The organism is Caminibacter sp. (assembly GCF_053999135.1).
Genome location: NZ_JBMXVQ010000039.1, coordinates 1 through 17,780 on the forward strand (window position 1 = coordinate 1; position 17,780 = coordinate 17,780).

The 17,780-nt window shown below is 34.6% G+C and carries 18 protein-coding genes; 4 read left to right on the forward strand and 14 right to left on the reverse strand.

The window, feature by feature from the left end; translation table 11 throughout:
- Positions 1-5: 5 nt before the first annotated feature.
- From ACXJH6_RS03615 to yajC, 9 genes are all read right to left on the reverse strand, one after another.
- The gene (locus tag ACXJH6_RS03615; RefSeq protein ID WP_456470406.1) at positions 6-272 is read right to left on the reverse strand and encodes a nucleotidyltransferase family protein; all 267 of its coding nucleotides are present in this window, start codon (positions 270-272) and stop codon (positions 6-8) included.
- Positions 251-1,435, reverse strand: coding sequence for a bifunctional folylpolyglutamate synthase/dihydrofolate synthase (locus tag ACXJH6_RS03620; protein WP_456470407.1), 1,185 nt, complete (start codon positions 1,433-1,435; stop codon positions 251-253). The genes ACXJH6_RS03615 and ACXJH6_RS03620 overlap by 22 nt, the downstream gene beginning before the upstream one ends.
- A complete protein-coding gene (locus ACXJH6_RS03625; protein WP_456470408.1) occupies positions 1,368-2,906 on the reverse strand; it encodes a diguanylate cyclase in 1,539 nt (512 codons plus the stop codon). Before ACXJH6_RS03625 ends, ACXJH6_RS03620 begins: the two co-directional genes overlap by 68 nt.
- Positions 2,896-3,315: a hypothetical protein gene (locus tag ACXJH6_RS03630; protein ID WP_456470409.1), complete on the reverse strand. Its 420-nt coding sequence runs from the start codon at positions 3,313-3,315 to the stop codon at positions 2,896-2,898. The genes ACXJH6_RS03625 and ACXJH6_RS03630 overlap by 11 nt, the downstream gene beginning before the upstream one ends.
- An 84-nt stretch (positions 3,316-3,399) precedes the next feature.
- On the reverse strand, positions 3,400-5,859 hold the full coding sequence (leuS, locus tag ACXJH6_RS03635) for a leucine--tRNA ligase (protein ID WP_456470410.1): 2,460 nt from the start codon (positions 5,857-5,859) through the stop codon (positions 3,400-3,402).
- A gap of 4 nt (positions 5,860-5,863) precedes the next feature.
- Positions 5,864-6,205, reverse strand: coding sequence for a DUF6394 family protein (locus ACXJH6_RS03640; protein ID WP_456470411.1), 342 nt, complete (start codon positions 6,203-6,205; stop codon positions 5,864-5,866).
- 9 nt (positions 6,206-6,214) lie between these two features.
- Entirely contained in the window at positions 6,215-7,186 is a 972-nt protein-coding gene (gene secF, locus ACXJH6_RS03645) for a protein translocase subunit SecF (RefSeq protein ID WP_456470412.1), read from the reverse strand.
- Between the two features lies 1 nt (position 7,187).
- Positions 7,188-8,744, reverse strand: coding sequence for a protein translocase subunit SecD (gene secD / locus ACXJH6_RS03650; protein WP_456470413.1), 1,557 nt, complete (start codon positions 8,742-8,744; stop codon positions 7,188-7,190).
- Entirely contained in the window at positions 8,731-9,042 is a 312-nt protein-coding gene (gene yajC / locus ACXJH6_RS03655; RefSeq protein WP_456470414.1) for a preprotein translocase subunit YajC, read from the reverse strand. Before yajC ends, secD begins: the two co-directional genes overlap by 14 nt.
- Here yajC and lnt point away from each other — a divergent pair.
- Genes lnt through ACXJH6_RS03670 form a run of 3 tightly spaced genes read left to right on the forward strand, consistent with a single transcriptional unit; the run spans position 8,982 to position 11,285 of the window.
- Positions 8,982-10,268: an apolipoprotein N-acyltransferase gene (gene lnt, locus ACXJH6_RS03660; protein ID WP_456470415.1), complete on the forward strand. Its 1,287-nt coding sequence runs from the start codon at positions 8,982-8,984 to the stop codon at positions 10,266-10,268. The genes yajC and lnt overlap by 61 nt on opposite strands.
- 9 nt (positions 10,269-10,277) lie before the next feature.
- Entirely contained in the window at positions 10,278-10,895 is a 618-nt protein-coding gene (gene bioD / locus ACXJH6_RS03665; protein WP_456470416.1) for a dethiobiotin synthase, read from the forward strand.
- Complete coding sequence (locus tag ACXJH6_RS03670; protein ID WP_456470417.1) at positions 10,896-11,285, forward strand: PaaI family thioesterase; 390 nt, start codon at positions 10,896-10,898, stop codon at positions 11,283-11,285.
- 1 nt (position 11,286) lies between these two features.
- Here ACXJH6_RS03670 and ACXJH6_RS03675 read toward each other — a convergent pair whose 3' ends face one another.
- Genes ACXJH6_RS03675 through ACXJH6_RS03695 form a run of 5 tightly spaced genes read right to left on the reverse strand, consistent with a single transcriptional unit; the run spans position 11,287 to position 15,949 of the window.
- Positions 11,287-12,681, reverse strand: a complete 1,395-nt coding sequence (locus ACXJH6_RS03675) for a DEAD/DEAH box helicase (protein ID WP_456470418.1) — start codon at positions 12,679-12,681, stop codon at positions 11,287-11,289.
- Positions 12,682-12,714: 33 nt separating this feature from the next.
- Positions 12,715-13,269: a DUF2393 family protein gene (locus ACXJH6_RS03680; protein ID WP_456470419.1), complete on the reverse strand. Its 555-nt coding sequence runs from the start codon at positions 13,267-13,269 to the stop codon at positions 12,715-12,717.
- Entirely contained in the window at positions 13,266-13,925 is a 660-nt protein-coding gene (hisIE, locus tag ACXJH6_RS03685; protein ID WP_456470420.1) for a bifunctional phosphoribosyl-AMP cyclohydrolase/phosphoribosyl-ATP diphosphatase HisIE, read from the reverse strand. Before hisIE ends, ACXJH6_RS03680 begins: the two co-directional genes overlap by 4 nt.
- 4 nt (positions 13,926-13,929) lie before the next feature.
- On the reverse strand, positions 13,930-14,997 hold the full coding sequence (locus ACXJH6_RS03690; protein WP_456470421.1) for a prohibitin family protein: 1,068 nt from the start codon (positions 14,995-14,997) through the stop codon (positions 13,930-13,932).
- Between the two features lie 37 nt (positions 14,998-15,034).
- Complete coding sequence (locus tag ACXJH6_RS03695; protein ID WP_456470422.1) at positions 15,035-15,949, reverse strand: branched-chain amino acid transaminase; 915 nt, start codon at positions 15,947-15,949, stop codon at positions 15,035-15,037.
- Between the two features lie 75 nt (positions 15,950-16,024).
- Here ACXJH6_RS03695 and ACXJH6_RS03700 point away from each other — a divergent pair, with 75 nt between their 5' ends.
- Positions 16,025-17,500, forward strand: coding sequence for an aldehyde dehydrogenase family protein (locus tag ACXJH6_RS03700; RefSeq protein ID WP_456470423.1), 1,476 nt, complete (start codon positions 16,025-16,027; stop codon positions 17,498-17,500).
- Positions 17,501-17,780: the final 280 nt, after the last annotated feature.

Consider the following 17,780-nt stretch of genomic DNA (forward strand, 5'->3'; position numbering starts at 1 on the left):
TTTTGTCATAGCTTTATTCCTTCTTTTAAAACTTTATCTTTAAATTCTTCGCTCATTTCATCAAAAAAAACTAAATCCACACTGTAAAGCCCGGCAGCCCTGTCTACTCTTTCTTTAAGTTTTCTTTTTCCCCTAAAATTCAAATCAATATCCACCGCAATATCAATATCGGAATTTTTAAGATTATCCCCTCTTGCACGCGAACCGAAAAGATATACCGCTTTTGGATTGTATTCTTTTAAAATTTCAACTATTTTTTTAATTTTTTCCATTTTAAAAACTCCTCAACCACACTGAAACTTCCAAAAACAAGCATAGGCTTTTCAATTTCTTTAAATTCTTCTACTTCAATTTCCAGCTCATTTGCCGCTTTTTTTATTCTTTCTTTATCTTCTATCCGGTCGTTTTTTACATCTATTAAATAAAGTTTATTGATTTTAGGCTTTAAAATTTTTAAAATCTCTTTATAATCTTTATCGGCATATGTGTTATACACAAGATTTACTTTTTTTGGAAGGTTTTTTACAATCTCCCTTGCGGCTAAAGGGTTATGCCCTACATCTATCCATAAATTTTCTTCAATCTCTTCAAATCTTCCGGGAAGTTTTAAATCCTCTAAATCATTTATCCTAAAAGGTATTCCTTCTTTTTTTAAAAAACTCATAGCCAAAAGATAATTCGAAAATAAAAATGAAGCGAATTTAAAACCTTTTTTTAGCTCTTCAATTTCCTCAACTTCAAAAAAATCAAGATAACTATAAATCTTTTTACCCTCACATCTTTTTTCAAAAATTACATCTTCAATATTATGAATTTGCTTTCCGATAATTGCTTCATTTTCAATAGAATTTAACTTTGTCGTGGCTATTTCTTTTATTGAATTCCCAAGAAAATTTTGATGGTCAAAATCAATTGTTGTAATTAACGAGATTTTTTTATCAAAAACATTAGTAGCATCAAACTCTCCCCCAAGCCCGGCTTCTAAAATTACAAAATCAAGCCCCTCAAATGCTAAAGCGGCAAGAAAAGTCGTATATTCAAAATAACTAAGCGAATTTATCACATCTTTTGGAAGAAGTTTTTGAAGTTTTTGATGAATTTTTTCTAAATTTTCATCGCTTATATCACTGCCGTTTATCCATATTCTTTCATTAAATTTTAAGATATGAGGAGAGGTATAATGCCCGACACTATAACCTCTTTTTAAAAGCGTATGAGCTAAAAATCTTCCCGTAGAACCTTTTCCGTTAGTCCCTACAATATGAATTACAAGAGGTATTTTTATTTTATCTTTTATTAAACTATACGCTCTTGGCATTCTAAAAATATCGATTTCTTTATAAAAAAGAGGTTTTTTTTCTAAAAATTCATTTACACTCATCATCAGCACAGACTCTGTTTCTTCCGCTTCTTTTTGCAAGATATAATCTCTCATCCGCTTTTTTCAAAAGCTCTTCTTTTGAGGAAACCTCTTTTCTCTCCGCAACACCTCCCGATACCGTTACGTTAATTCTGGTATTTTTATACATAAATTTTGTATTTTCAATAATCTGTCTGATTTTTTCCGCAAATTTGTAAGCACCTTTTTTATCAGTGTTAGGCAAAATGGCTACAAATTCTTCTCCCCCGAACCTTCCTATAAGGTCAATATCCCTGGCATACCTTTTAAAAAGAAGTCCCAGATTTTTCAGTATTGCATCACCCGCGTCATGACCGAACATATCGTTAATATTTTTAAAATGGTCTATATCAAAAAACACCACGGAATAATTTGTTTTATATCTTTTATAAAAACTCTCTTGTTTATTAAGTTCTTCTTCTATACCCTTTTTATTTGCTATTTTCGTTAAAAAGTCCGTTTTAACTTCTTTACTAAGCTCTTTTACTTTACTTTCAAGCATTTGAATTTTACGTTTCAGTTTTTCTATTTCCTCATCCTCTTTTTTCATCTCAGTCGCAAACTCATCAAGCTCCTTATCAAGAGAAATAGCTATATTTAAAAGTTTCTCTTTTATACTCTCAAAACCACCTTCTTCACGCCTCCAGTTTTGAAGCTCTATTTTTATATCTTTAATCTCTTTGCTCGAACCGTCCGTTTTTTGAAGAATTCTTAAAATTTTTATAGAAAGTCTCTCGGCTATCTGGTCTAAATCTTTTATTTTTTTTCTAAGTTCCTCTTTATCAAGTTTAATTCTTTTATCTGTTAAAAGTTTTAAATCCTGGGCAAAAGCTTTTGTAAGGATAATACTGGGGTCTTCTTTTAACTGCTTTTTTAAAGCCGCTACCTCATCATTCATAAAAGGAGCATAACTTGGCGTCAGGGAATATATAATACTGTCTATCAAGTGAGAAAAATCGGGGCCTTCTTCCATTTTTTTAATTAAAGCGTCAATAACCTCAAGAGCGTCTTCGCTTCTTATACCGGCAACAGCCGCTCCTTTTTTTACTATTCTGTCATCAAAACTGTCAAGAAAATCAAGCCACTCACTTCTTAACTTTTCCCATTCCTCCTTACCCATATAAGGTTTTAAAAAATCAAGATGTTTTACAGCAATTTTTTTTGACCTTACTATAGGCAATACGGCTATAACGTCAAGAGCTCTTTTAGTGTATAAAAAAAGTTGTTCAATACTTTCTTTTTCCTTGCTTATATCTTCCCTGTTTAAATAATTGATTAAAAAAATCACCAGCTCATCAAGATTTTTGATATTATAACTAGTCGCAATAGCCCTGTATTTTGCATCAAGCTTTGCAAGATATTTCGAAACTTTGTTACAATCATCGATTATCATTCTGTTTTGTCTGGCTATTTTACAAAAAATTTCCTCATACTCTTTAGGAGTAAATACATATCCCGTATTTTTAAAATAACTAAGCGCCTTTTTAGCTATATCTTTAATTGTCATAATAAGCCCCGTCCTTTGTAAGTTTTGCAAACAGTTTATTTAAAGCGTTTATACTAGCTTTTTTATATGCCTCAAGTTTTATCTGGTCCGTCAAAATCGAATTGCTTTCTACTTTAAAATCATAACTTCCATTAACCGAATAAATTCTAAGTCTCCCGTTTTTATCTGTTATTTTCGCTTTTATATTAACTTCCATTCTGTAAATAACCGGATAACCGTTTTCATCATAATAAATAGGCGTAAGAGAAGAAGAAGCCGAAATAATATCTATAACCGTCTTACAGTTATCATAACATAGATTTTTTCCTAAACTCGAATAAACAGCATCATTAATAGCGTCTTTTAAAAAAATAGTTTCCCTCGGATTTTCGGCGCTTATTTTAACTTTAGCTTTTATTTCGTTTCCCAAAATATTGTCTTGATATACACTGCTAGGCTTATATCCGCATCCCAGTAAAATAAAAAAAAAGAAAAAAAGAATTTTTTTCAGTGTTTATCCTTTTACGACAATATTTACTATTCTACCTGGTACCACTATCTCTTTAACTATTTCTTTACCCTCGATATATTTACTCACGGCTCTTTTAGCGGATTCTAAAATTTCATCTTTAGAAGCGTCCGCCGCTACACTGATTTCAGCTCTTTTTTTACCGTTTACCTGCACTGGATAATTAATTTCGTCTTTTTTAAGAGCCTCTTCATCCACTTCTATTTCACCGAAATTATTTCTTTCAAAAAGCTCTTCACTGATTTCACTTGTAATATGAGGAATAATAGGCTCTAGTACGTTCATTAATACCCAATACCCTTCCGTATAAACGTCTTTATTGTCTATTTTATTAAGAGCGTTAAGAGCTTCCATGGCACTGGCTATTAACGTATTAAAAGCAAATGTTTTTTCATACGTGTCTTTACTTCTTTTTAATGTTTCATATACTTTTCTTCTGGCTTCTTTTTCTGCTTTATTAAGTTTTGAAACGTCAATTTCAGGTTTTTTAACCGTTTTGTAACATTTAGCGGCGTTTTGATAAAGTCTGTTTAAAAATCTGTACGCACCTTCAACCCCGCTCTCACTCCACTCAAGTTCCTGCTCAGGAGGAGCGGCAAAAAGAATAAAAAGTCTTGCCGTATCAGCTCCGTATTTAGCAACAATTTCATCAGGGTCTACAACGTTTCCTTTAGATTTACTCATTTTACTTCCGTCTTTTAAAACCATTCCCTGAGTTAAAAGTTTTTTAAACGGCTCATCAACACTTGCGTATCCTAAATCTCTAAGAGCTTTTGTAAAAAATCTAGCGTATAAAAGATGTAAAATAGCATGTTCTATTCCGCCGATATACTGGTCAACCGGCATCCAGTATTTTTCATCCTCTTTTCTAAAAGGTACATCAGGATATTTATGAAAATCGGTAGTAAATCTAAACTGATACCAGCTACTCTGAACAAACGTATCCATCGTATCCGTTTCACGCTCGGCATCACTTCCGCATTTTGGACATTTTGTATGTTTCCAGGTTGGATGGGATTCTAAAGGATTTCCGCTTCCTGTAATTTCAACATCATCCGGCAGCGTTACGGGTAGATTTTCTATTTTTTCAGGGACTATTCCGCATTTCGGACATTTGATAAATGGAAGCGGTGCTCCCCAGTATCTCTGACGGCTTATCCCCCAGTCTCTAAGACGGTAATTTATCTCCTCTTTTCCTATGCCTTGCTCTTCAAATTTTTTAATAATGGCCTTTTTAGCCTCTGTATTTTTCATTCCGGTAAATTCACCGCTGTTTATTAAAATTCCATCTCCCGTATAAGCTTTTGTTTCATCTATTTCACCGTTTTCAGGTTTAATTACCCACTTAATAGGAAGATTATATTTTTTGGCAAATTCAAAATCTCTCTCATCATGAGCAGGTACCGCCATTACTGCACCGGTTCCGTAATCCATAAGCACGAAATTAGCAAGCCATACAGGGATTTTTTCTTTGGTTAAAGGATGAACTACATCAATTCCAAGATACACCCCTTCTTTTTCCATAGCTTGGCGCTCTTTTGGCAAGATTGAACGAATCTTTCTTACTCTCTCTTCCGTTTCTTTGTCAAAAAGTTTGTTTTCAAGCATAAAATCAACTATCGGATGTTCAGGCGCCAGTGCTGAATAAGTAACCCCGTAAATAGTATCAGGACGGGTGGTGAACACTTCATACCCATCAAACGCGTTTTTTAATTTTTCACGGCTTTCATCTGAGAGGTTAAATTTAAATTTAAGCCCGCTTGATTTACCTATCCAGTTTTTTTGCATGGTTAAAACTTTGTCCGGCCAGTTGCCTTTAAGCTTTTCATCAATATCTCTTAAAAGCTCTTCTGCGTATTTTGTTATTTTAATATACCATCCAGGAAGTTCTTTTATTTCAATCGGATTATCGCATCTCCAGCAACATCCCTCAATTACCTGCTCATTTGCAAGCACCGTATGGCACGTCTCACACCAGTTTACTTTTTGAGTACGTCTCTCAAGCAGACCGTTTTCATACATTTTAATAATAAATTCCTGCTCCCATCTCGTATATTCAGGGTCGCTTGTTGCAAACTCACGGGTTTTACTGAAACTAAGACCCAGTCTTTTTAGCTCTTTTCTCATATAATCTATATTTTCATAAGTCCATTTTTTAGGATGAACCCCGTGTTTAATAGCGGCATTTTCAGCCGGCATTCCAAAACTGTCCCATCCTATCGGATGAAGAACGTTTAAACCTTTTTGTCTGTAATATCTTGCAATCGCATCTCCGATTGAATAGTTTCTTACATGCCCCATATGAATTCTGCCGCTGGGATACGGAAACATACTCAAAATATATTTTTTAGGAAGTGTATAATCTTCTTTCGGTTCAAAAGCATTCTCTTCATCCCATTTTTTTTGCCATCTAATTTCAATCTCTTGAGGTTTATACTCTCTCATTCTTCTACTCCCATGTATCTTTTGTTTTTGCTATTTCTATAAAACTTAAAATTATCGTTACAACATTTGCTATTAAAGCCCCTATTGCCATGGCATAAGCCGATTGCAAATCGTTTTTAATTTCAAGATAAAAAAACGCCGGAATAAGATGCAAATCGGCAACCAAACTTGCCGCAAAAAGCTCGGCCGCGACAATATTTCTTATTCCTATTTTTAAAATAGTGGAAATCAGATTAAGACTTAAAGCTATAAAAAGGGCTACTTTATTGTGGTCGTATAAAAATCCTGCAACACTTGTCAAACTCATAAGCTGAAAAAAAACGTAAACAACCTTTCCCCAATCCATTTTACCTCCTTAGACTACTCCGCCTTGATAAATTTGCCTCATTTTTTCTTTTTCTTTTTTGATTCTCTCTTTTTCGGCCAGTCTTTTTCTGTAATCGTCTATTTTAAATCCAAGCCAGATTAAAAGAGGCGAAGCGATAAAAATTGATGAATAGGTACCAACAATTATACCTACAAGAAGTGTAAAACTAAACGGTTTGATAATTTCCCCTCCGAATAAAAAGAGCGTAAACACCACAAAAAACGTAGTCAGGGAAGTTAAAACCGTTCTGCTTAAAGTTTTAGAAATAGCTATATTGATTAAAGTAGCCAAATCTTTAATTTTCGTTTCTCTGACTTCTTCTCTTATTCTGTCAAATACTACGATGGTATCGTTAAGAGAATACCCCATAAGAGTCAAAATAGCGGCCAACACATCAAGGTTTACTTCTATATTAAAAGCACTGACGGCTCCTAAAGAGATAATGGTATCATGCATAAGGGCCAAAACGGAAGCTACGGCAAATCTCCACTCAAACCTGAAAGCCACGTATATCAAAATGCCGATTATTGAAAAGATAAATGCTTGAAGACCTTTTTCTTTAAGTTCGTTTCCGACTTTCGCCCCTACAATATCGACTCTTCTTATTTCCACTTTGCCAAGGGGAGATAAAAGTTTTTTTATTTCCGCTCCCAAAGATTTTTGTAAATCCGAACTTACCTTATCGACGTTTAACCTTATAAGAATTTCATTTGGAGCCCCGAAAGTGGTAATATTGGCCCCTTTAAACTCTTTACTAACATATTTTCTGACTTCCGCAATATCCACAGGTTTTTCAAATCTTACCTGAATTTCTATCCCGCCTTTAAAATCTATTCCCCAGTTAAACCCTTTGGTAAAAATGGAAAAAAGACTTAAAACTATTAAAAAAAGGGAGATTGAAACAAATATTTTTCTTTTTCCCATAAAATCGTAAATTTTATTATTGCTAAAAAATTCCATTTTACGCCTTCATTCCAAAATCTTTTGGAGTTATTTTTTTACCGCTTGCAAGCAGATATTCCCAAATACCATGAGTTCCCAAAATTGCCGTAAGCATACTGGCCAAAATACCAATAGCCATAGTAATGGCAAAACCTTTAATAGTTCCCGTTCCATAAGCAAAAAGAGCAATTGCTGCAATAAGGGTTGTGATATTTGCATCCAAAATTGCACTCATAGCGTTTTTATATCCACCTTCAATAGCCTGACGAATAGACTTGCCTTCTCTTATAAGCTCCCTTATACGTTCGTTAATAATTACATTGGCATCAACGGCCATACCTACAGTAAGCACTATACCCGCCATCCCCGGAAGCGTAAGGGTAGCTCCGAAAATAGCCATAACCGCTAAAATCAAAAACAGGTTTACTATTAATGCTATATCGGCTATAATACCTGCGAGTCTGTAATACCACGCCATAAAAATAACAACTATAACAAACCCTGAAATTAAAGCTATTAATGAATTTCTGATACTGTCAGCCCCAAGACTCGCCCCTACGCTTCTTTGTTCAAGTAAAACAACCGGAGCCGGCAAAGAACCGCTTCTTAACGCAATAGCCAATACATGCGCCTCATCAGGACTTCCAACAGTTATCTGTCCGCTTCCCCCTCCGATTCTTTCCTGAATGGTAGGAGCGGAATAAACTTTATTATCAACTACAATAGCAAGTCTTTTTCCTACGTTTTTGCCCGTAACGTCTCCGAATATCCTTGCCCCTTCACTGTTTAACGTAAAGAAAATAGCCGGCTGGTTGGTTTTTTGGGTAAACCCGACAGTAGCGTTTGTTATCATACTTCCATCAAGCACCGGAGGGGTTTTTAAAAGCCACATTCTTTTTGGATTTTCTTTATCAGGCAGCATAATATCCCCATATTTTTCTGCTTCTTTAGGGTTAGTGATTCTATGTTCTTCATCTACCAGATAAAGTTCCAAATGAGCCGCTTGAGAGATAAGTTTTTTTATGTTTTCTTTCTCTTTTTGGGTTTTGATACCGGGAAGTTCGACAACGATTTTATCTTTACCCTGTCTTGTAACGCTAGGCTCGGCCAAACCGAAAGCGTCAAGCCTGCTTCTTATCGTCTGAACGGCTATATTTATAGCCTCTTCTTTTGTTTTTTGAATTTCTTGAGGAGTTAGAGAAACAGTATATTCTAAGTTTCCGTTTTTTTCTTTTTTCTCTACTTTGATACCTTTAATACTTTTTAACTCTTCATCCATTTTTTTAGCGTCGTCTTTATCTAGAAGCTCAAAAGTTATTTTATTATGCTCAACTTTCAAATTATCTATAAACAGCTCTTTTTTTTCACTAATGTATTTAATTGTAGATGCTATTGTTTTTATTTTATTTTTAATCGCCTCTTCCTGTTTCACACCTAAAACTAAATACATTCCTCCTTGCAAATCAAGACCCAGATTAACCCTCGGCTGTTTTCCTATAAAAGAAGGGATACTAAAAGCCACTCCAAAAAGAGCGGCAAGAATAAAAATTACAAGTCTGTAATTAAGCTTTTTCATTATCCAGCTTTCTGGCAACTGCGGCTTTGTCTATTTTAACCTCAACGCCATCAGCGATTTTCGCTTTTATAAATTCAGGTTCGTTTTTGACAACTTCGGCGATAATTCCTCCGGTTGTTACAATTTTATCGCCTTTTTTAAGGCTCTCAACCATCTCTTTGTGTTTCTTAGCCTGTCTTTGTTGTGGTAAAATTACAAGAAAATAAAACACCCCAAATAAAATAATAAGAGGTAATAATGAAGCAAGTAAACTCGGTTGACCTGCAGCAGCCTGTCCTTCAGCATATAAAAAATTCATGTAAATCCTTTTTTAAGCGATATTTTAACACAAATTCTTTAATTACTGCAATTCTTTTTTCACTTCCTGTATATTTATCAATATTTGGAGAAAATTATTTTATAAAAACATTAAATTCCCTTATTGCAATACTCGCATTTTACTGGTTTTTTAATAAAAAACATTCTTTTTTTCAAACCGGATTTTTTATAGGAATGTTTTGGTTTTGGTGGATAGCCCTTAGTTTTCGATATTATAATCTCTCTTTCTTAATTCCCTTAATCATTTTGTTGATAGGTTTTGGTTACGGATTTATTTTCTGGTTTATTAATAAAGTATTTTATCTTTTCAATTTTTCTGTTTTCCATTCCCCGTTTTCCACCTATTTATGGGCTTTCTTTTTTATATTTGGATTTGATTATTTAAAACCGTTTACGTTTGACTGGTTAAAACCGGAAGTTTTAATTGCAAATTCGTTTTTTTCGCCTTTAAAAATCACTCTTTTTTTACTTATAACAGCCGTTGTTTTAAAAAACAAATTCTCTTTAATATTAATAACCACCGCCCTTTTTGTCCACCCAAAGCCGATAACTCCACCTCCACTTAAAATAAAACTGATTACAACATACGTACCGCAGAATAAAAAATGGGACCCAAAATACATTCCTCAGGAGATAAAAAACAACTTCCGGTATATAAATAATTCAATAGGAAAATATGACGCGGTGGTCTTACCCGAAAGCGCTTTTCCTATTTTTTTAAATAAACACCCAGACATTATAAACAAACTTAAACTGCTCTCTTACAAAATAACAATAATAACGGGGGGGATTCATTTAAAAAACGGTAAATTTTACAATTCCACATATGTTTTCGAAAAAGGAAATATGAAAATATTGGACAAACATATTTTAGTGCCTTTTGGAGAATATATACCCCTACCTTTTTTTCAAAAAGAGATAAACAAAATTTTTTTTGAAGGGGCAAGTGATTACGCAACATCAAAACACTTTTCGGTCTTTAAAATAAAAAACACAGACTTTATAAACGCTATATGCTACGAAACCACGGTAACCGACCTTTATAAACTTCCGCCTAAATACATAATAGCCCTTAGCAATCTGGCATGGTTTGAGCCCTCAATTGCAGGGACTCTTCAAAAACTTTTAATAACCATTTACGCTAAAAGATACGGCAAAAAAGTTTTTCATTCAATAAATTACTATCCCAGCTACACCATCAACTAAGGAGGAGATATGAATATATTTATTTCTGCCAATAATACCGGATGCGGAAAAACATACGCAACTTTAAAACTTATAGAAGCTTTTTCTAAAAATGGTTATAAAGTAGGTGTTATGAAACCTGTAGAAACAGAAGTTACAGACTATCCTAAAGACGGTAAAAAACTATTTGAAACCGCAAAACGTTTTAATCCTTTGCTTAATTCCTTAACAATTGACGATATTGTTCCCATTCAATTAACACTGCCGGCAGCCCCAGCCGTAGCGGGAAGAGTGGATTTTGAAAAAATAAAAGACTCTTACAATAAGATAAAACAGCTATGCGATATTCTGCTTATAGAAGGAGCCGGAGGTTTGCTCGTCCCGGTAACCGAAACCTTTTTTATGGTCGATTTTATTAAATTTTTCCAGGCAAAACTCTTTTTGGTAATCGGTTCTAAACTCGGTATGATTAACGACTTTTTACTAAACAAATATTACCTTGAAAAAGAAAATATAAATTACGTATGGGCCGTTAATCTCTTTGACGAAAATTATTACGAAATTTCTCACCCTTTTATAAAAAAATACAATCCTTTAATTTTACAGAAAGATTTGGATAAAATTGCTAAAAAATTTACAGGAGAATAAATGATAGAATTAAAAACCCACTTAAAATTTAATCCAAAATTCGGAAGACTTATAGAAATTACGGAAAACGGAGCAAAAGTCGTGCTTGAAACAACCGACGATATGGCAGTTGACGATGAAGGACTGGTACATGGAGGGTTTACGTTTGGAGCAGCCGATTTTTGCGCGATGGCAAGCGTAAACGAACCTTACGTAGTACTTGTTAAAGCAAACAACTGTGAATTTATGGCTCCCGTAAAAGTAGGTGACACCGTAGAATTTACAGGAGAAATTTTAATGAAAGAAAAAAGAAAGGTAGAAGTAAAAGTTACGGGGATATTAAATGAAATAAAAGTTTTCGAAGGACTTTTCAGCTGCGTAGTTTTGGATAAACACGTATTAAAAAAATAGTTTATCTTCTTCTACCGCCGCTTCTTCTGCCTCTAAATCCGCCGCCTCTTGAGTTTCTAGACCTTCTGTCTTTTCCTCCTGAATTTCTGTCTCTTTCTATAAGCCTTTTGGCTTCTTTTATACTTTTTCCGATTCTCTCTTTGCCGTCAGCCTCTTTAGCAAACATCATAGTTGCCAGTTTAGTTGCAATAGTCGTTAAATCGTATTCGTTTTGAAGTTCTTCAATAATTTCAATAGCTTTTTTAGTCGATTCTACTTCACTTAGTTTTTCAATAATTTTTTGAATTTCCTTATCTTTTACATCTTCAAGAGAAGGAATTTCTTTTAATACTATTTTTGATATTTTTTGAATTCTGCTAAGAGCCCTGAATTCATGAGGAGTTACAAGAGAAACAGCCATTCCTTCTTTTCCGGCTCTCCCTGTTCTTCCGATTCTGTGAACGTAACTCTCAGGGTCAAGAGGAAGATGATAGTTAAATACATGAGTTACGTTATTAACATCAAGCCCTCTTGCCGCAACATCGGTGGCCACTAAAATTTCAAGTCGGTCGTTTTTAAAAGCGCGAATTACTTCTTCTCTTTTTCTCTGGTCCATATCACCGTGAAGCCCTTTTGCCTCAAATCCAGCACCGCTTAAAAAATCGGCAATATCGTCAACGTCTTTTTTTGTTCTGCAAAAAACGATTGATTTGCTCGGATTTTTATAATCAATAAGTCTTATTAAAGCATCTTTTCTTTCATATTCGTCAATTACGTAAAAATATTCTTTAATATTTTCATTTGTTACCTGTTTTTTGGTAATCGTTATAAATTCAGGCTCTTTAAGAATAGTTTTTGCCAGATTTTTAATAGGCTCAGGCATAGTGGCACTGAAAAGCAGTGTTTGTCTGTCACTTGGAACAAACTTAAAAATCTCTTTTATATCGTCCAGAAATCCCATATCAAGCATTTCATCGGCTTCATCCAAAATTACATAATTAGGAGCAATATCTATTCTTCCGGATTTCAATAAATCAAGAAGTCTTCCGGGAGTCGCTACGATAAATTCGGAATTTTCTATATGTTTAATCTGTCTAGAATAGCTGCTTCCCCCATATACGGTTGCCGTATGAATCCCTAAATATTTTCCAAATCTAAAAATCTCTTCGCTTACCTGAATGGCTAGTTCACGGGTAGGTGTAATTACAAGCGCTTTTTCTCCCTTTTTCATTTTAGAAAGAATCGGAAGTCCAAACGCCGCGGTTTTTCCGGTTCCAGTTTGAGCCTGTGCTACTACGTCGCGCCCTTCTAAAATTACGGGAATAGCTTTTTCCTGAATGGGACTTGGTTTTTCAAAACCTATTTCTTCAAGTCTTTTTAAAAGTTCTTTTTTTAAATTAAAATCGTTAAATGTCATTTTTTTCCTTAGTTAATATTTTTATTTGTTTAATTAATGGCAGTAAAGTTTATAATTGAGGTAAGTATTTTTAAAATAAGGAGGATAAGGTATAACAACCGAAAAGTTTTTAATCTCTCCCGGCAATAACCCGTCCGTAATTATATATCTGGTAACTTTTACCACATTCGGTCTTTTTTGTTCTTTGTTTTTACTTCCAAAAAGCTCAAAACCTCCGGATTTAAAAAGCTGTCCTTTTTTAAATCCTCCGCCCCATCCGTTATTTACAAGCTTTATTTCAAGCTTACAGTAATTAATTTTAAACTTACCTATATTTTTAACTCTACCTTTTAAGACTAACGTCTCATTGATAAGCACTCTTCTTTGCTTGACTTCTAGCAGTTTGGCCTTTTTAGTATATTTTTCTAAAACAATAAGTCCTAAAACAGCTCCAAAAGAAGTCACTAAAAAAGAAGCAAATACCATACTCAAAAGTAGCTTTGTACTGTTTTTTGCCGCTTTGACAGAAATAAACGTTAAAAATATAAATAAAATTAAAAAAAAGGCTATATCCAGCAAATGTAAAAAAGTAAAATAAGGAATTCTCATTTCTTCCTACTTTTTTTCTCTTCTATTCCGCTGACGCCTTCACGTCTTTTAAGCTCTTCTAATATCGACTCAGGATGAATATTTTTTAGAGCAAGAGCTATTAACGTATGAAAGGCTAAATCGGCGGCTTCGTAGATAATCTCTTTTTTATCGTTATCTTTAACCGCAAAACAAAACTCCGCCGCTTCTTCGGCCACTTTTTTAAGGATTGAATTTTCACCTTTATTATAAAGCGAAGAAACATATGAAGTTTTAGGATCGGCTTTTTTTCTATCAAGCAGTGTATGATAAAGCTTATCTATGAAATTATACTCAATTTCTTCTTCTTTGTCCATAGTAATTTCGCCTGTTTTAAGATTTGTAAAAAAACACGATTTTCTTCCCGTATGACAGGCTGGACCTTTTTGTTTTACTTTAAGCAAAACTGTATCATTGTCACAGTCTACTAAAATTTCTTTAACTTCTTGAACGTTTCCGCTGCTCTCCCCCTTTTTCCACAGCCTATTTCTGCTTCTTGAAAAATAGTGGGCATATCCGCTCTCTTGAGTCTTTTTAAGAGCCTCTTCATTCATATAAGCAAGCATTAACACTTCATTAGTATCAATATCCTGAACGATTACGGGCACAAGCCCGTTGTTTTTAGAAAAATCAACCATATCTTTACCTTTGGACTTTAGTGCTTATTACTTTTTTTTCATCGTTTACGTTCATCCACAAGTTAGGCACGACACCTCCGGGAGTTAAGAAAATTTTTGCATTAGGATTGTTTTTTAGAGCTTCGTTAAATTTACCCTGAACTTCAATCTGTTTTAGCTGTAAAAGTTTTTTATCAAGGGAGTGGGATATCTCTTTATTCGCCATAGCTTCGGCTTTTGCCTCTATAAGCCTGGCTTCTGCTTTACCTTTTGCCTCTATTTTTTTAGCTTCGGCAATACCTCTGGCAATAGCGGCTTTTTTTTCAGCTTCCTGTTTTGCTCTTAACACTTCGTATTTTGCCCTTTCAGCCTCTTGTTTTGCTATCTGGACTCTTTCAATCTGTCTTTTAATGTTTTCAGGAAGAATTATATCCCTTAGCTGAAAACTCTCGAAAATAACCGGTCTGTTAGGTATTTTATCAAGCTGCTCTCTTATCTGGCTTTCTATACGGGCGGCTATTTCGTTTCTTCTGACAGGAAGTTCTTCAGCCGGATATTTTCCTATTACATTTCTAACAACATCCCTTACAATCGGATTTACTATTTTATCCTCCCAGTTAAGTCCGTATGTTTTAACCACATAAGCGGCTTCTTTTGGATTTAATCTGTAACTGACAGATAATTCCACTGTAATGGGAAGCCCTCTTGCGTCTAAAACGTTAATAGCCGGATAAATTTTTATAGTACCGTATCTGTCGGGCATAGTACCCATTTCAGGATTTCTTTTGTAACTTATCATATGAACTTTCGTATCAATAACTATTACTTTCTGCACCAGTGGAAAATAAAAATGAAGTCCCGGATTAAGAGGCCTTTCGCTGAATTTTCCGGTAGTTGATAAAATTCCGACCTCACCCTCGTTAATAATAACCCATGGTTTTAGCAAAAACAAAAACAAAACAATAACGCCTATCGCTATTAACGTATTGCCTCCGTTTTTTATAAAGTTAGGGGGTTCGAACTTCGGGGGTTCGAACTTGGGCTTATCTTCTTTTTTGTTATTATTTACCCATCCGTTTAAATCTGCCGGCATAGCTTTCCTTTTTTAGACTAATAATGTCTGGTTATAATTAAATATATGTTAAATAGTGTTTATAGTTTTTATCTCTTCCGTAAACGACATCAAAATAAGCTTCTTGAAGCTCTTTTGTTATAGGTCCTCTTTTTCCATCCCCTATAATTCTGCCGTCAACTTCTCTTACTGGAGTAACCTCTGCAGCGGTTCCCGTAAAGAAAACTTCATCTGCTATATAAACCTCATCTCTTGTAATTCTTCTTCTCTCAATAGGAATATCCATCTCTTTTGCTATTTCTAAAACAGTAGCTTGGGTAATTGATTCAAGAGAATTATCGTTTGGAGGGGTAATAAGCACACCGTCCCTTACAATAAAGAAACACTCCCCGCTCCCTTCAGCCACAAATCCTTCATCATCAAGCATTAAAGCCTCTTCATACCCACATTCAATCGCTTCATATTTTGCCATTTGAGAGTTTAAATAATTGGCCACCGCTTTTGCTTTTCCAAAAGTGGATTTTACAGGGTTTCTGATTATTGAAGAGATTTTTACCCTGATTCCTTTTTCAAGCCCCTCTTCTCCAAGATAAGCTCCCCATTCCCATGCGGCAATCGCTACATGAACAGGCGCTCCTATATGATAAAGCCCCATTTTACCGTATCCTAAATAAATAAGAGGTCTTATATAAACATTTTCTTTAAAATCGTTTTTTCTAAGCAGTTCGATTTGGGCAATTTCGAGTTCTTCCTGAGAAAAAGACACGTCTATTTTTACTATTTTAGCGGAATTAAGAAGTCTTTTAGTATGGTCCTGGAGTCTGAAAATAGCCAGTCCGTCTTCCGTCTGATAAGCCCTCGTACCTTCAAAAACTCCGTTTCCGTAGTGAAGCGTATGAGTTAAGACATGAATTTTAGCCTCATCCCATGGAACAAAATTCCCGTCCATCCATATATATTTCGCCTTATTCATAATAATTATCCTTTTTTTAAAGAATTTTATCAAAAATTTGTTATCATTACTATAAAAAGCTTTTAAGGAGACAAAATGGGAATTATTCCTGAAAAATTTTTGGAAATTTTCGGTATTAAAAAAATAGAAAGCAACGAACTAATTGCAAAAAAACTGATAGGTTCAACAGAAGAAGACGGAGAAGTTAAAGAAATCATAAACCCTTATACCAAAAAACCTGCTACAAAATTTGTAAAATGTACGCCTCAAGACGCAAAAAAAGCACTTGAAACAGCAAAAGAAGCATTTAAAAATACAAAAAAATCCCCTCTTCATCAAAGAATTAACTGGATAAACGACGTGGCAAACAGACTTGAAGAACAAAAAGAAGAGTTTGCAAAATATATAACTTTAGAAGTGGCAAAACCTATTTCCCAATCAAGAGTGGAAGTCCAAAGATGTATAGAAAATTTAAGAATCTGCGCGGCCGAAGGGTATCATATTTTAGGAGAAACAATTCCCACAGACGCAACCCCAAGCGGAGCAAAAACAACATCATTTTATAAAAGAGTGCCTGCTGGAGTGGTTGTAGCTATTACGCCTTTTAATTTTCCTTTAAATCTTGTAGCCCATAAAATTGCCCCAGCCCTTATTTCCGGAAACAGCGTAGTTTTAAAACCAACTCCTGAAGCTCCTTATACGGCGTATGCGTTTGCAAAGCTTTTTATTGAAAGTGAATATGCGATTAAAAACGCCCTAAGCGTAGTTTACGGAGACGCGGATGTAGGAATCACGCTTGTAAAAAGCCAAGTTCCAAGAGTCATAAGCTTCACCGGAAGCGTACCTGTAGGAAAAATAATCACTCAAAATGCGGGAATTAAAAAAGTAGCACTCGAACTTGGAGGAAACGCCGCAACTTTTGTGGAAAGCACGGCCGATTTGGACTGGGCGGCTAAAAGATGCGCTGTTGGAGCATTCGCAAATTCAGGTCAAGTATGCATTTCCCTTCAAAGAATATATGTAGATGAAAAAGTGTATGAAGAATTTGCAAATAAACTCGGAGAGGAATCTTCTAAACTCAAAATAGGAAATCCTTTTGATGAAGATACATTTATGGGACCTTTAATCAGCGAAGAAGCCGCAATCAGAGCCGAAAACTGGATAAAATCTGCCGTAAAAGAAGGGGCCAGAATAATATCCGGAGGTAAAAGGGAAGGAAATATATTATATCCTACCATCCTGGCCGACGTAACCGACGATATGAAAATCGTATGCGAAGAAGTATTTGCCCCGATTGTTAGTCTTGTAAAAGTAAAAAGCTACGATGAAGCGGTTGAGAAGATAAACAATTCCCCTTACGGGCTTCAATACTCGATGTTTAGTAACAGAATAGATTTGATGAATAGAGCAATTGACGATTTTGAAGCCGGAGGAGTTATTATAAACGATATTCCAACGTTAAGATTTGATATCCAGCCATACGGAGGGGTTAAGTTATCTGGAATTGGAAGAGAAGGGGCTAAATACGCAATCGAAGAAATGACGGAGATTAAAACTATTATTATCAGATAAAAAATCTACTTTGACAACCCGCTCCCCTTTTTATTTTTGATTCGTTAAAAAAAGAAACATCTAAATCAAGACCTTTAAGGTCTTCTATATTTTCTATTTTTAAAAATAATACCAATCCTCAAAATAAATCAAACATTTATTTTTTTTTGGGAAAAAAAGGGTACTGACTAAATAAAGTGAAACAATTGCAAATTTTAACGGAGAAAAAGCGTTAAAAAAGTGCACTTAACCCGAAGGGCGCTTGCGTTTGCACTTTTTAGCTTTTTCGAAGTGTTAAAAA